The sequence below is a fragment of the Pseudarthrobacter sp. GA104 genome, from assembly GCF_009741265.1.
Classification (GTDB): domain Bacteria; phylum Actinomycetota; class Actinomycetes; order Actinomycetales; family Micrococcaceae; genus Arthrobacter.
In genome coordinates, this window is the sequence record NZ_WOWL01000001.1 from 2,776,073 (window position 1) to 2,790,415 (window position 14,343).

13 protein-coding genes and 1 pseudogene are annotated in these 14,343 nt (G+C 64.6%); 4 read left to right on the plus strand and 10 right to left on the minus strand.

Annotated elements, in window-relative coordinates; all coding sequences use genetic code 11:
- The first annotated feature begins 85 nt into the window (after positions 1-85).
- The gene (locus GK109_RS12630; protein ID WP_157240865.1) at positions 86-1,537 is read left to right on the plus strand and encodes an HNH endonuclease signature motif containing protein; all 1,452 of its coding nucleotides are present in this window, start codon (positions 86-88) and stop codon (positions 1,535-1,537) included.
- Positions 1,538-1,576: 39 nt separating this feature from the next.
- On the opposite strand, the gene GK109_RS12635 is transcribed toward GK109_RS12630, so the two are convergent.
- The 7 genes and pseudogenes from GK109_RS12635 to GK109_RS12665 form a co-directional block, all read right to left on the minus strand.
- Complete coding sequence (locus GK109_RS12635; RefSeq protein WP_157240867.1) at positions 1,577-2,050, minus strand: GNAT family N-acetyltransferase; 474 nt, start codon at positions 2,048-2,050, stop codon at positions 1,577-1,579.
- Positions 2,051-2,086: 36 nt separating this feature from the next.
- Positions 2,087-3,700 (minus strand): phospholipase D-like domain-containing protein, encoded by a 1,614-nt coding sequence (locus GK109_RS12640; RefSeq protein WP_370460572.1) that lies wholly within the window; start codon positions 3,698-3,700, stop codon positions 2,087-2,089.
- A 184-nt stretch (positions 3,701-3,884) separates the two neighbouring features.
- Positions 3,885-4,249, minus strand: a pseudogene (locus GK109_RS12645) (GNAT family N-acetyltransferase); the annotation flags it as partial.
- Positions 4,250-4,380: 131 nt separating this feature from the next.
- Positions 4,381-5,310, minus strand: coding sequence for a 3-keto-5-aminohexanoate cleavage protein (locus GK109_RS12650; RefSeq protein ID WP_157240869.1), 930 nt, complete (start codon positions 5,308-5,310; stop codon positions 4,381-4,383).
- A gap of 23 nt (positions 5,311-5,333) precedes the next feature.
- Positions 5,334-6,098, minus strand: coding sequence for an SDR family oxidoreductase (locus GK109_RS12655; protein WP_157240870.1), 765 nt, complete (start codon positions 6,096-6,098; stop codon positions 5,334-5,336).
- Between the two features lie 27 nt (positions 6,099-6,125).
- A complete protein-coding gene (locus GK109_RS12660; RefSeq protein WP_231754856.1) occupies positions 6,126-7,460 on the minus strand; it encodes an MFS transporter in 1,335 nt (444 codons plus the stop codon).
- A gap of 94 nt (positions 7,461-7,554) precedes the next feature.
- Complete coding sequence (locus GK109_RS12665) at positions 7,555-8,607, minus strand: LacI family DNA-binding transcriptional regulator (RefSeq protein WP_370460573.1); 1,053 nt, start codon at positions 8,605-8,607, stop codon at positions 7,555-7,557.
- 281 nt (positions 8,608-8,888) lie between these two features.
- On the opposite strand from GK109_RS12665, the gene GK109_RS12670 reads away from it, so the two are divergent.
- Both GK109_RS12670 and GK109_RS12675 read left to right on the plus strand, forming a co-directional pair.
- On the plus strand, positions 8,889-9,362 hold the full coding sequence (locus GK109_RS12670; RefSeq protein WP_104999867.1) for an SRPBCC family protein: 474 nt from the start codon (positions 8,889-8,891) through the stop codon (positions 9,360-9,362).
- 178 nt (positions 9,363-9,540) lie between these two features.
- The gene (locus GK109_RS12675; RefSeq protein ID WP_157240872.1) at positions 9,541-10,314 is read left to right on the plus strand and encodes a methyltransferase domain-containing protein; all 774 of its coding nucleotides are present in this window, start codon (positions 9,541-9,543) and stop codon (positions 10,312-10,314) included.
- 59 nt (positions 10,315-10,373) lie between these two features.
- On the opposite strand, the gene GK109_RS12680 is transcribed toward GK109_RS12675, so the two are convergent.
- Together GK109_RS12680 and GK109_RS12685 are read right to left on the minus strand one after the other, a co-directional pair.
- On the minus strand, positions 10,374-11,360 hold the full coding sequence (locus GK109_RS12680) for an aldo/keto reductase (RefSeq protein WP_157240874.1): 987 nt from the start codon (positions 11,358-11,360) through the stop codon (positions 10,374-10,376).
- A gap of 129 nt (positions 11,361-11,489) precedes the next feature.
- On the minus strand, positions 11,490-12,266 hold the full coding sequence (locus GK109_RS12685; RefSeq protein ID WP_370460574.1) for a peptidase: 777 nt from the start codon (positions 12,264-12,266) through the stop codon (positions 11,490-11,492).
- Positions 12,267-12,706: 440 nt separating this feature from the next.
- On the opposite strand from GK109_RS12685, the gene GK109_RS12690 reads away from it, so the two are divergent.
- Positions 12,707-13,078 (plus strand): VOC family protein, encoded by a 372-nt coding sequence (locus GK109_RS12690; RefSeq protein WP_157240876.1) that lies wholly within the window; start codon positions 12,707-12,709, stop codon positions 13,076-13,078.
- On the opposite strand, the gene GK109_RS12695 is transcribed toward GK109_RS12690, so the two are convergent.
- The gene (locus GK109_RS12695) at positions 13,075-14,310 is read right to left on the minus strand and encodes an NYN domain-containing protein (protein ID WP_157240878.1); all 1,236 of its coding nucleotides are present in this window, start codon (positions 14,308-14,310) and stop codon (positions 13,075-13,077) included. The two genes, GK109_RS12690 and GK109_RS12695, sit on opposite strands and share 4 nt — an antisense overlap.
- Positions 14,311-14,343: the final 33 nt, after the last annotated feature.

Genomic DNA, 14,343 nt, shown 5'->3' on the forward strand with positions numbered 1-14,343 from the left:
GGCTGGGACGCAGCCTAAAGTGAGCGGTCGACGGCGGGAGGTTCCCGCCGTCGTCGTTGTCAGACCCTCCTGCCATGCTGTGGTTATGGAAGCCGGTGTGGTTGTCAATGCGGAAGTCAGGGCCCAGCTGGTGGCTGCCGTTGACTCGGTGACCGGGCTGGTTGATGAGCTTGCGGGTGTTGTGGCCGGCCCGTCGGCCGCCGCGGATGCGCCCTACCGGCTTCCTGATGCTGATGCTGATCCGCTGCAGGAGCTTTCCGAGGCGTGCCTGGATGGGTTAGGGGTGCTGGCACGGGTTGAGGCCGCGACGGCGGCGGTGAAAGTCCGGCTGGTGGCTGCCTACACGGAGGCCGCAGCGGTGCTGGAGGGCCCGCCGGCCAGCGCCTATGAAGCGTCGGCGCGGGAGGTGAGCCGAGTGGCAGAAGTCGCCTGCGTGCTGACGATCGGTGAACGGGCCGCGTCCGCCCTGCTGGGGGAGGCCCACGCGCTAACCACGTCGTTGCCGGCGGCACTCGATGCGCTGCAAACCGGCACCATCGGCTGGCAGCACGCCCGCATCGTGGTCGACGAAACAACCGGCCTCAGCCCCGCAGCCGCCTCTGCCCTGGAGGCGCACTTCTTCGACCCGGACGCGCCCCGACCGGCCCGCGGTGCCGCACCCGGAGAGCTGGCGCCTGCCCGGTTCCGGCGTAAGGTCCGGGCGTGGCGGGAACGCCACCACCCCGAGTCGCTTGAGGCACGCCACGCAAAGAGCGTGGGGGACCGGCGGATGGAGTTCAGCCCGGACCGGGACGGCATGGCCTGGTTGTCGTTGTACCTTCCCGGAGATACGGCCTTGGCTATCTGGAACAAGTCGACGGCACTGGCCCGCGGCCTTCAAAGCCCGGGCGAACCGCGCAACCTGAGCCAGTTGCGCGCGGACATCGCCGCTGGGCTGCTGCTGGGCAGTGCGAACCAGGACGTCGGAGACGTGCCTTCCCCTAAGGCTGATGTACTGGTTACCGTTCCGGTCTTCTCCCTCCTGGGCCTTACGGACGAACCCGCCGAGGTCGATGGGCTGGGGCCGGTCCCGCCGTCGATTGCACGCAGGCTCGTTGCCGACGGTGCCAACTCGTTCTACCGCGTCCTGGTCGACCCGAGGGATGGAGCGCCGCTGGAAATCGGGCGCACCAGCTACCGGCTCCCGGAAGCGTTGAAGCGGTGGCTCAAGATGAGGGACGGCACGTGCACCTTCCCGGGCTGCAGCAACAACAGCCTGGACAATGAGGCGGACCATCTCACCGCCTGGCAGCGCGGCGGCACCACCGGAATCAGCAACCTTGGGCAGGCATGCCCGAAGCACCACCGGCTCAAACACGGGTCGGGTTGGACACCGATGCAGGCAGGAAAGGATCGGCCGCCCGGCTGGATTTCGCCGACCGGCCGATGCTATCCCGCCGAGCACCCGGACCGGGAACCACCACTCTGGCCGCCGGGCTGCCTGCCAGCAACCGATAGCCCACTGGAACAGGCCATACTGGCGCGCCTCGCCGCCTGACGCCCCGGGCTGTGTTTCCGGTGTCCGCTGGAGCGGGTCCTAGAGTCGGAGCTCCATGAAGACGCTGTTGGGGTCCAGGACGTAGCCGGCGAAAGGCGGGCACTCGGAAAAGCCGTTCCGGGCATACAGGCGCCGGGCGGGGGCGAAGTAGTCCTCGGTACCGGTCTCAAGGTAGAGGCGCTCGAGGTTCCGGGTGCGGGCGTCGTCGAGGATATGGCGGAGCATCAAGGTGGCTACGCCCCGTCCCCGAGCGCCTGCCGCAGTGCGCATGGACTTGATCTCGCCGTGCCTGGGCGGGCCGGCAGGGGCCGCCAGGAGCTTGAGTGCGCCGCACCCCAGCAGGTCGCCGTCCTCACGGGCGGTCCAGAACGTGATTGACGGCGCCGAGAGGGCGGAATGGTCCAGGGCATGGACGCTTTCGGCCGGCGAGGTGGCGAACATGTCCGCCAGGTGTTCGCTGAGGAGTTGATGGACGTCGCCGCGGGCGGGGTCGTCCCGGTCAATGGAAATCATCGGCTCAAATGTACCGGCTGGCGCGGTGGATCCTGCCTAGAACTTGGTTGTGCCGCGGATTTTGCGGGGGCGGCCGTCCGGGTCCACCAGAAGGCGGTAGGCAGGGTCCGCCCAGAGACGCTGAAGGCGCGGCACGGGTTCTGTGGTGTGGTGCCGTGCATGTCCCTTGGGCCGGGGCCCGAGTCGGCCGGTTTCGTACCAATAATCCAGAGCGTCCGCGGTTGCATTCCACAGGGCGAGCCCGTCCGACGGAGCTAGTAGCCGGGGGTCATCCTGGTCCAGGCCCAGGTGTTCAGCCCAGAGCTGGAGCCGGAGCCCCTGGGCCAAAGGCCGGGACGCCCCGGAACCAGTATCAGCACCGGGCGCCTCCCCCTGGCCAGCGGAGTTGTCGATGACCGCGCAGGTGAGCTCGCTGTCCGTGGTCCAGGACCGCCGGTTGAAGTTGTCCGATCCGCACGTAAACCAGGTGTCGTCGATGATGCAGACCTTGGCATGGACATAGATCGGCGTCCCGGCCCTGTTCTCCAGGTTGAACACGCCGAATCTGTCGGGGGCAACGCGGCGCATCTTTTCAATGGCGCGCAGCTGGCCGAGCCGCTTGGGTGGCCCTCCCAGCGGGCCGTCGGAGTCCGGGTAGCGGGGCACCACGGCGATCACGTTTAATGCGGGGTTCTGTTCGAGGGCCGCTGCGATGCCGGCCGCCACCTCAGCCGACCACAGGTACTGGTCCTCGATGTAAATCAAGGAGCGGGCCAGGCCGAAAGCTTTGGTGTAGGCCCGGGCAACGCTCCGCTCACCATCGGGTGCGAACGGGAACGGCGGATGCTTCACGCCGTAGGTGCGCAGCAGCTGCACGGCGTGATGGCCCGCCGGCGGCGGTGGCGGCGCAGTTTCCGGCAGGGGCTCGGGGTGCCGGGGCATATCGGCCAGGCGCTGCAGCAGCATCCGGTAAGGAGTGCGCCGGTCCAGGGGATGGGGGTCATCCCACCGTTCCGCGAACAGTTTCAGCACATCTGCCACAACCGGGCCGCGCAGTTCCAGGGCGGCATCGTGCCAGGGAGGCTGTTTCCCGTACCGGGGATCCATCTCCACCGCCTGCGGGTCTCCCATGTGATCGGCGTCGTCCCGGCGGCTGTGGGAGAGGTCGATCCCGCCGACGAATGCGACGTCCCGGGAAGGGTCATTACGGTTGCGGATGACGAACAGTTTTTGGTGATGGCAGCCGAAGAGGCGCACCCGCTGGTCCAGCAGCACCTCACCGCCGGCGTCGTTGATCTGGCGGCTGAGGTGCTCGTTGGACAGGTTGCTCATGGGTGCAGACACGCGCTCTCCGTGCGATCTCCACACCAGGCCGCGCACTTCCACCCCGTCCCGGGCCAGCCGCGCCAGCAACTCCCCGATGGCCGGCCCGTCCGCCGTAAGCTTTTCGTCGCCGTCGCCTCGCCAGTCGGTGAACCACACGCGGTCTCCCGCTTGCAGAGCGGACAGCTCCTCGTGGAGCCGGGCGAAATAGGTGGCACCGTGAACCAGGGGCCGCACCAGGTTGCCCTCCGACCAGGACGGCGATCCCGCATTGCCCGCATGCACGTCGGCGGCCGCGTTGCCCCACTCGGCGGCACTCAAGAACCAGTAACCAGCACTACTGTCCACTCGTCATTCCCTTCGGGATCCGGGGCCCGTCATTAGGCGTCCGGCCTACCAGTAGCCTACGACTGGGGCGGCCAATGTCATCGGCCCGTTGTGGGGCGTTGGCTGGGAGTAGGGAAAGCCATGTTGTCACCTCAATATCCGCAGCGCGCCCGCGCGGGCAGCCGGAGGGCCGTCCTAAGAAGCGAAGTTCCATGAAAACGCTGTTGGGATCCAGGGCGTAGCCGGCGAACGGCGGGCATTCGGTGAAGCCGTTCCGGGCATACAGGCGCCGTGCCGGAGCGAAGTAGTCCGCGGTCCCGGTCGCAAAGTAGACGATGGATTTGACCTCGCCGTGCAGCGCTGCCCCGGGCGGGGATTCGAGGAGCTTGAGTGCGCCGCACCCCAGCACATCACCGTCCTCGCGGGCGGTCCAGAACGTCATCGACGGCCCGGACAGGGCGGAGTGGTCCAGGGGCGTGGACGCTTTCGGCCGGCGAGGTGGCGTACGTGTTCGCCGAGGAGTTGATGGACATCGCAGCGTGCTGGACCGTCCCGGTCAACGGAGATCATCAGCCTAAACCTACCTGCAGCGCATCACGCTGGATGCCTCCGCGAACGCCACCACCTGCATCCGGTGACGGACGACGGCGGGCGCCTCCCGCCGTCGTCCGCTTACTACTCTTTGTGGTGAGTCTGATGCGTCAGAACCCGACGTTCCCCTTGCCCTTGAGCTGGAGAATTTCGCGTGCTTCGTCCGGCGTCGCAATCTGGAAGTTCAGCGCCTCCAGGATCGTGCGGATGCGCGTTACCTGTTCGGCGTTGGTCTTCGCCAGCTGGCCGGGTCCAATCCACAACGAGTCCTCCAGCCCCACCCTGACGTGTGAGCCCATGGCTGCGCCGATGGTGGCCAGGGGCATCTGGTTCCTGCCCGCTCCCAGGATGGACCACTCGTACTGGTCGCCCAGGAGGCGGTCCGCGGTCCGGCGCATGTGCATCAGATCCTCGGGATGGGCGCCAATACCTCCCAGGAGACCGAAAACGGACTGCACGAACAGGGGACCCCGGGCCAGGCCGCGGGCGTGGAAATGCGCCAGGTTGTTCAGGTGCGATATGTCATAGCACTCGAACTCGAAGCGGGTGCCGTTTCCGTTTCCGATGCCGAGAATGGTCTCGATGTCCTGGAATGTGTTCTTGAAGACGAGGTCCCGGCTCTTCTCGAGGTTCTCGCGTTCCCAGTCGTGCTCGAAGTCGTTGAACCGCTCCAGCATTGGATACAGGCCGAAGTTCATTGAACCCATGTTTAGGGACGCCAGTTCGGGTTTGAAGATGGACGCCGGCCGCATGCGTTCTTCCACCGTCATGTGCGGCGAACCGCCGGTGGTGATGTTGATGACGGCATCGGTATTGGCCTTTAGCTTTTCAAGGATCGGCGCGAAGTGGTCAGGATCCTGGGACGGGCGGCCGTCCCGAGGGTCCCGGGCATGCATATGGACGATCGCCGCGCCCGCTTCCGCCGCCCCGATGGCCGCGTCGGCGATCTCCTCCGGAGAGACAGGAAGGTGCGGCGACATCGACGGCGTGTGGATGGCGCCGGTGACGGCGCTTGTGATGATGACTTTTCGCTGTGCCATGGTGTGTTCCTTGTCCGTTGCGTTTAGTAAAGCTTTTCTGTGTTGCCGTCCACCGCGAGGACCTGGCCGTTCACATTCCGGGCCAGGCTGCTCGCGGAGAAGGCTGCCATGTTGGCGATGTCCTCCGCAGTGACCATGCGTTGCATTGATGACTGGTTGTTGTAGACCGCGGCAACGTCCTCCACGGATCTGCCCAGCATGTCCGCCTTGGCCGAGATAACAGCCTGGATCCGGGGCCCGTCTACGGCTCCGGGACAAATGGCGTTCGCCCGTATCCCCTCGGGTCCAAGCTCGATGGCCAAGGTCTTGGTGAACCCGACGACGGCCCATTTCGAGGCGGAGTAGGCGCTGCGGCCTGCCATCCCGAGGCGGCCTGCCGCTGAGGAAAGGTTCACAATGGCGGGGTCGGTCCCCCTGCGCAGCATCCCGAGGGAGTGTTTCACGCAGTAGAACTGGCCGTGGATGTTGACGTCAAATGTACGGGTCCATGCATCGCTGGTAAGCGTTTCCACCGGCCCTGTGGGGCCGGCCACCCCGGCGTTGTTGACCAGGACATCGAGGCCGCCAAGTTCAGTTTCCACAGAGGACATCAGCCGAATGACGTCTTCCTCGACGGAGGCATCGGAAACGCTGGCCTTGAAGCCGTACTTCCGGGCAGTTTCGACCGCCCGTTGATCGATATCGGTCACGTACACGTGGGCGCCAAGATCCTTGAACTTCTTTGCGATCGCCAGGCCGATTCCGTTGGCGCCGGCGGTGACAAGTACTCTTTTGCCGGAAAAGTCCATTTCTATCTCCTGAAGTGGGTGATGCGGTTACCGAGCCGAGACCGCAACGGCATCGGAGTCGGAGGTTTCATTGTCGAGTTCGCCGTATTTCAGGAAGAACGACAGGAAGGCGCCAACGGCACAGACGGCGACGACGAACCAGAGGCCAGCCAGCTTGCTCCCGGTGGCATCCTGCATGTAGCCCATGACGTACGGGCCGAGGAATCCGCCAAAGAGGCCGATGGTGTTGACGAAGGCGATACCGCCAGCCAGGGTGGAACCGCTGAGACGGCTGGCCGGGAACGTGAAGAGAATGGGCTGCATGGCGAAGAAACAGAAGGCGCCGAGGCAGAACCCGATAAGGCCCACAACCGGGCCGGAGATGGCCCCCAGGGTGAAGCCCACACAAATGCCGATCATCGTGGTGCTCACGAGCTTTTGGGCCTTGGATCCTGTGTTGGCGAAGCGCGGAACGAAATAGGAGCCGAGGGCGGCAAAGATCCATGGAATGGCAGTCAGCAGGCCGATTTCGAATGAGGACAGATCGCCATAGGTGCCGATAATGGACGGCAGGAAGAAGGAAAGTGCGTATACGGCGATTTGCTCGCTGAGGTAGATGCCCACCACCAGGAGAATCTGCTTGTCTTTCCAGACTCCGGACAGCTTATGGGTGCCGGACGCCGCCGAGCCTTCGGCGTCTTCCGCGGCGATCCTTGCCTCAAGATCTGCGGCTTCTTCATAACTAAGGAATTTGGCCTTCGTGGGACGGTCCGGCAGCATCTTCCAGACGATGATGGCAAGGAAACACGCCGGGAGGCCTTCGATCAGGAACATCCACTGCCACCCGTGCAGGCCCCCAATTCCTTCCATATTCAGCAGCGCACCACCAAGCGGGGCGCCGATGATGTTCGCAAAGGAGACGCCCAGGAGAAAGAGGCCATTCGCCTTCGCGCGCTCCTTCCGCACAAACCACTGCGTCAGGAAATACATGATCCCCGGGAACAGGCCGGCTTCGGCGACGCCGAGGAGCATACGCATGATGTAGAAGGACCACTCGTTTGTAACGAACATCATGGCGGCGGATATCAGGCCCCACGAAACCATGATCCGGGTAATCCAAAACCGGGCGCCGACCCTGTGCATGATGAGGTTCGACGGGATTTCGGAGAGTGCATAGGTCAGGAAGAAGAGGCCTGCGCCGATGCCATAGGCGGTCGCCGAAATACCGAGGTCAATTTCCAGCCTGCCTTTGGCAATGCCGATATTTGTCCGGTCCAGGAAGCTCATGATGTACGAAATGATGAGCAAGGGCATGAGCTTGCGCAGAATGAGCGTGCTGACTTCTTTTGGCGATCGCATCGCCGTTTGTCCGGGAAAGGGCATGTTTTTTCCTTAGGTGGATCGGGCAGCAAAAAGGCACACGGCGTCATTGCCACCGAACGTTTGCTGCTATCGACGGGTGATTTAGGGGGGAAGGTCAGAGGACAGCGGCGGGATTGCAGCCGCAGGTTCTGCCGATGTGCAGTTGGTGTGCACACGTCAGCGATTGGTAGAGGGTGGAGGGCTTTTCCATCCGCTTCAGGAGGATGGCAAACGCCTCGTTCGCCATTTCCTGCTGGGGTTGGATGATGGTGGTGAGGTTGATCAGCCCCGAAATGCTGTGGGGGAGACCGTCGGAACCTGTGACTGCGACGTCCTCCGGGATGCGGAGTCCCCGGGAGAGGGCATATTCCATGACCCCGATGGCAATCTCATCGCTGCCGCACACCACAGCACGCGGTTTTTGTCCCGAGGCAAATAGTCTCGCCGCAGCGACGCGTCCGCCGGTGTTGTTGAGGTGGGTGCTGATCTTCCAGCCGCCTCTGATGGTGATGCCTGCCTCCGCCGCTGTTCGGATGAAGCCCTGCTCGCGGGCCAGCGACGCGCTTGAAAGACGGGGACCAATGACGGTGGCAATGTCCTTATACCCATGCGAGATGACGTGCTCCATGATCAGCGACCCGGCAGCGATGTCGTCGATCCCAACAAAATCCCCTTCCAGGTAGGTGGACCTGCGGGACAGATAGACAAAAGGTATCTTTGCTGCCCTCAAAGTGCGCAGCGCGGTGGCGTCCTTCCTGAATGCCGCCGCAATAATGACGCCGTCCACATTCCGGGTAGCCAACGTGGACGTAATCTGGCTCATGATGTCCGCATCGTCCTGCGTGGTGGCAGTAAATACTTCATATCCAGCTTCCGCGGCTGCAGTTATGACCCCCTGCGCCCACCGCGTATACATCGGGTTGACGATGTTGGGCAGGACGAGCCCGATGACGCGCGTGCGCTGCGGATCGAGGCCGGGGCCCGAACTCCGGGGCCGGAAGCCGAGTTCGTTTGCCACGGATATGACATGGCGGCGCGTTTCCGGAGAAACGCCCGTTTTTCCATTGAGCACATACGAGACGGTGGCAGCGGAGACACCCGCGGCGCGGGCCACGGAGGCTGCAGAAACGAACCGGCCCTGTCTTGGCTCGGACAGCGAAAGCTCCACTTCTGGCACCTCCTTGGACAGCAGCGGGTTTGTGTGAACAACGTCACCTTATGAGCCCTTAAAGTCTTAAGCAACGTTAAGTAGGGCAGCAGCCCGCCATCGCCCGCGCCCACCAGACGGAAGCCGACGACGGCAGGAGACTCACGCCGTCGTCCGCGATCCTGAAGGTCTGGACACCGGTGCCCGCCGGACTTATCGTGCAAAAGTGGCGGCTGCCTGACTGGCAGGATGGCAAACTCTGCCGGTCCGCTGTTGCGGCCGTCCCTCATGAGGAGGAAGCAATGGAACACGTTGAAGAGACCGTTGAAGTAGCAGTGCCGCTGCGGACCGCGTACAACCAGTGGACCCAGTTCGAATCCTTTCCGCAGTTCATGTCCGGTGTCGAATCCGTGACCCAGCTGACTGACACCACCAACCATTGGGTTACCAAGGTGGGCGGTGTGCAGCGGGAATTCGATACTGAAATAGTCGACCAGGAGCCTGACGACCGGATCGCCTGGCGCAGCACCGACGGCAAGTCCCATGCCGGCATCATCAGGTTTACGCCCCTGGATGCCAACCACACGAAGGTCAGGGTCCATTTCGAATGGGCACCGGAAACCCTCACTGAAAAAGCAGGTGCGGCACTGAAGATGGACCAGATGCAGGTGAAATCTGACATGCGCAAGTTCAAGGACTTCATCGAATCGCGCGGTACCGAAACCGGCGGCTGGCGCGGCGAAGTCGAGGACACCGGCCCCACCGGGCAGCTCTAGAAGTGCCGGGCGGCGCCGGCTGAGGAAGCGGCGCCTCGCAAACGGAAAGCGGACGACGGCGGGACCTCCCGCCGTTTGTCCGCGTCGGTGGCGCCTGCGCCCTCTTGACGTTCAAATTGGAGGCGAGGAGACTCATCCCACCGCTTTCAAGTCCGTGAAATTAAGGGCAGGAAGATCCATGGAAACCACTCCGGGACAGCTCGATACCGCCGATCTCGAGGACCGTGTCCGCTCCATGTATGAGCTGGTCGCCACTTACCCGCATCAGGAATTCCATTTCGAAACCGGGCGGGCACTCGCCGAACGACTGGGCTATCCCAGCCTGGACCTGGACCGCATTCCCGCTCCTGCCATCGAGTCTTTTGCCGGCGTGGGCTACTTCCACGACCTGGCGGCCCTGCAGCCCGGCGAATCAGTTTTGGACCTTGGAAGTGGCTCGGGCATGGACAGCTTCCTCGCCGCGTTCGCGGTAGGAGACACCGGCGCGGTGATCGGCGTCGACATGACACCTGCGCAGGTGGAGAAAGCCCGCCACCTGGGCGCGGACTTTGCCAACACGGAATTCCGGCAGGGCCGCGTCGAGGCCCCCGACGTCCCGCCGGGCTCGCTGGACTGCATCATCTCCAACGGTGTCATCAACCTGGTTCCGGAGAAAGCGCGCGTGTTGGACGCAGCTGCTCGGGCACTGAAACCCGGAGGCCGCCTGGTGGTTGCGGACATCGTTTCTGCGGTGCCGCTCCCGGAAAATGTCACGTGCGACGCGTCCTTGTGGGCCGCGTGCATTGGCGGAGCCATGCAGCAGGACAGTTTCCTGGCGGCGATCGAGTCGGCCGGGTTCACGGTGGACACCGTCCGCCCCAACGGGGCCTACCGCTTCCTCTCCAGCCGGGCGGTGAAGGCCACCGGCAAATACGGCGTGGCCAGCATCAGTGTGGCCGCACGCCGGGCGTAAGCTCCGGTTCACTGATGCCGACCGCCGCCACGCCGTCGTCCGCTTGCAACCGCCGCCGCTCACCGCCCGACGTAGCGCATGTGCGTATCGTTGTAGCGGTTGCCCTGCACCCCGATCCGGCTGGCGACGGCGTTCAGGTCCGCCACATCATCGGCGGACAGCGCAACGGCTGTCGCTCCGGTGTTCTCCTCGAGGCGCTCCCGGCGGCGTGTGCCGGGGATGGGCACGATCCAGGGATGCTGTGCCAGCAGCCATGCCAGCGCGATCTGTCCGGGGGTGGCGTTCTTGGCGGCAGCGAGTTCCGCGACATGCTTCACCAGCGCCTGGTTGGCGGCGCGGTTCTTCGGGGTGAAACGGGGGATGGTGCCGCGGACGTCGCCTTCCGCGAACTGCGTGGACGTATCCACAGTCCCGGTAAGGAAGCCCTTGCCGAGCGGGCTGAAGGGCACGAACCCGATCCCAAGTTCGGCCAGGGCGGGCAGCACTTCCGGCTCCGGATCCCGGGTCCACAGGGAGTACTCGCTCTGGACGGCCGTCACCGGAAAGACGGCGTGGGCGGCGCGGATGGTCGCGGCCGAGGCCTCGGAGAGCCCGAAGTGGCGGACCTTGCCGGCCTGGACGAGCTCGCCCACGGCGCCGGCCACCTCTTCAATGGGCACATTGGGGTCCACGCGGTGCTGGTAGAACAGGTCCAGCGTGTCCAAGCGCAGCCGGCGCAGCGACTCGTCCGCGACGCGTTTGATCTGCTCGGGTGAGCTGTCCAGCCCCACAGATTTGCCGCCCTCGATCCGCCACCCGAACTTCGTTGCGATCACTACTTCGTCCCGCACCGGCGCGAGTGCTTCCCCGACGATTTCCTCGTTGACGTAGGGGCCGTACACCTCGGCGGTGTCAAAGAAGTTGACTCCCAGGCCGACCGCGTCACGGATCACCCCGATCATCGCCTGGCGGTCCCCGGGGTTGGGGCCGTAGCCCTGCGACATGCCCATGCAGCCGAGGCCGATCGCCGAAACCTGCAGTCCCTGTCCGAGTGTTCGTGTATGCATGATGACTCCTTTGCCCCTGGCAGTCCGTGCCGGCACGCTTGTGCGCGGCCTTCCTCCAGTCAACGGCCTATCGGGCGCGTTAGGGAGTGTCTGCTGAAACAGGTAACAGCAGGCCCCCTTTAGCTGGCTTCAGATCCGCGGGACGCACTTCCCCCTGCCCAACAGCGCAAGGCCGGCACGGTCCCCTTCCCCGAAGTCCACTCGCCCGCTGTTCTCCGCATACATCAGCTGGGTGGGGTCGTCCACATGGTCCAGCCCCACCACATGCGCCAGTTCGTGCATGATGACCGCCCTGACCAAAGCGGGCCCGTCGGGGAAAGCCAGCGTTTCAGCCAGTGCCGGCGCGTCAAGCTGGACCTGGCCGGTGACGTACACGTACGGCTCGCCTGTTACCTGGAGCGAGGAGCTTCCACCGGTTCCCGCAACCCTTCCGGCAAGGTCCGGTGCCTCCTCCGGTGTGGACCATGCAATCAGGATGGGCGCCCACTTCCTGCCGTAACGGTCAGGCTGGTACGCCGCCCGGTCCGTCGACGGGGCCTCCGTGGTAGGTCCGTCATACACAAACTGCAGGCCCGTGGCCGCGGACACGGCAGCGACGGACTGCTGGATAAGCTGGTCCGTGCCCGGCGGCGCAAGGTCCGGCCGCACCACGTAATGGATCGGACGGCACGGGTCGTAGGCAACAAACTGCTGGTCCGGGTCGGGTGGCTCCTGGAGAACGTACGCGGTGGATCCTGTCGTGGCGGCCGGAACGCCGAGGGGAGACGAGGCCGCCTCAAACCCAGGGGGAGGGACATCGGCGCCGGGCAGGTGGGGCAGGGCCGCTGGCAGGACGAACCGGTCGAACAAAGTGGGCGTGAAGTAGAGCCCCGCAACGAGCGCCAGGCCCAGGACGGTGGCTGACACCGATTTCCACCTCAGGGTGCGCCCGGGCCTTGTCCCGCGGTAGCTCCGCCTCTTTGATGCAACCGGGGTGGGAGCGGCGCGCCAAGGTTCAGGATCCTGGAGCTTCCCGAGCGCCTCATCTATGGCCCACTGCGGGATGCGCCCGCTCGGCGAACGGCGGACGCCCGGGATATTCAGCCCGTTGCCAGGCACGTCCGAAGAATCCCTTTTGCCAAAACCTGATACCACCGGCGCCCCCTGTGCCCCCAACCCATCCTCAGGATGGTCCGCTCAGCATAATAGCTGCCGGAGGCAGTGGCCTTGACGGCGGCGCCTTCAATGCGCCTGGATGGATCTCCCCATGTTGGAAGCGGCGTTCTGCTTGTAGTCTGTTCCTGCTGCGCCGGACAGCAGCCGGCAGCACTCGGTAGTTCCGTCCCTTATGGAGAGTGGAGTAGGACATGCAGCTCGGCGCTTTTTCTGTCAGCCTGGCGGTCAAGGACATTGCGGCCTCCGCTGTTTTCTACGAGAAACTCGGCTTCAGCAGGTTCGGCGGCGACATCACGCAGAACTGGCTGATCCTGAAAAATGGTGACACGGTCATCGGCCTCTTCCAGGACATGTTCGAGAAGAACATGCTCACGTTCAACCCGGGCTGGAACCAGGACGCCGAGGCGGTGGACCCGTTCACCGACGTGCGTGATATCCAGCGGGAACTGAAGGCCAAAGGCCTGGAGTTCGTCTCCGAAGCGGACGAGGGAACCAAGGGCCCGGCGAGCTTTATGGTGCTGGATCCGGACGGCAACCCGGTGCTTTTCGACCAGCACGTCTAGGCATCCAGCAGCCCGCCGCTGGCCCACCGGCGAACCGCCAGCTTTTCAGCGGCATCGAACTCCAGCAGCGCCACCCGGCAGAGTTCTTCCACATTCGCCGTCCACGCTGCTGCCAGTTCCGCGGCCGTCGCCTGGTCGCTGAGCTGGAAGTTGGCGTACGCGAGGCCCTGCAGGACGAAACTGACCGCGTTGCGCGACACCGGCTGGCCGGCACTAACGCAGTCGTCCCGCACCTGGCGGCTCAGCTCGGTGCGGTTGACCGGATGTTCACGAAGCCGGGCCGCCAAGGACTGGAAAATCTGCCGGAACTGGGACGCTGAAAGAGCCGGCACATCCGTCACGCGGGTGACCTGCTCTTCGACGCCCGGCTGCTGCTCCGCCGGCACGGGAAGATCCTCGACCGAGAACCGTTTCCCGTCCCAGACCCAGCCGCCCTGGGCTGCCGAATACTCCACGTCCTTGCCGATCTGCGAGACCCAGGTCCCGAACTTTCCGAAGCCGCCCCAGTCCGTCTTCAGGGAAGGGTCTGCCGTGAGCGCCCGGTGGGCCACCATCGCGCCGACCACCGGTCCCGGCGCGGAGCGCACGAACTCCAGGACCTCACGGATTGCCGGGGAGCTTACTTTCGTCTTGGCCTTGGCTGCGGGAGGAACCTGCGGTTGCTTCACAGACGCCATCGCATGAATGGGCTCAACCGTCGTTCCGTTGAGGATCGCAACGAAATCGTGGGACTCCACAACGTGGTCCGCCATCTCCCGGTAAGCGAACGCCACCGCGCCGGCAGCGATGACCGTCGTCATCCGGTCAGCCGCACGGAACCGCTGGATCAGGGACGTGAAGTCGGCGTCGGCCGAGGCGATGAAGAACTCTTCGATCCCGCCGCTTCCGGAGAGCGCGTCCATGGCATCGAGCACCAGGTTGATGTCCGTGCTGCTCTTCCCCCGCTGCGTGAGCGACGGGCAGTCGATCACGCGGAAACCGGCCCGGGTCCAATATGTCCGGTACTTCGAGTACACCATCGGGTTCAGGTAGCAGTTGCGGATCAGGAAGCGGCGGGGCCCCTCCCCGGAACCGCCGGCTGACAATGCGTCCGCCCAATGCTTCGGGTCCTCGGCGAACCGCTTCGCCGCCAGCGGATCCAGTGCCTGCAGGCCGGTAAAGACGTTGTCGAAATCCACAAACATCGCTGCCCGGATGCCAGGCCTGCGGGAGGGGGAGAGTGCCTCGTTCATGGGGCCAGTGTGCCAGCAACGCCGCCCACCGGC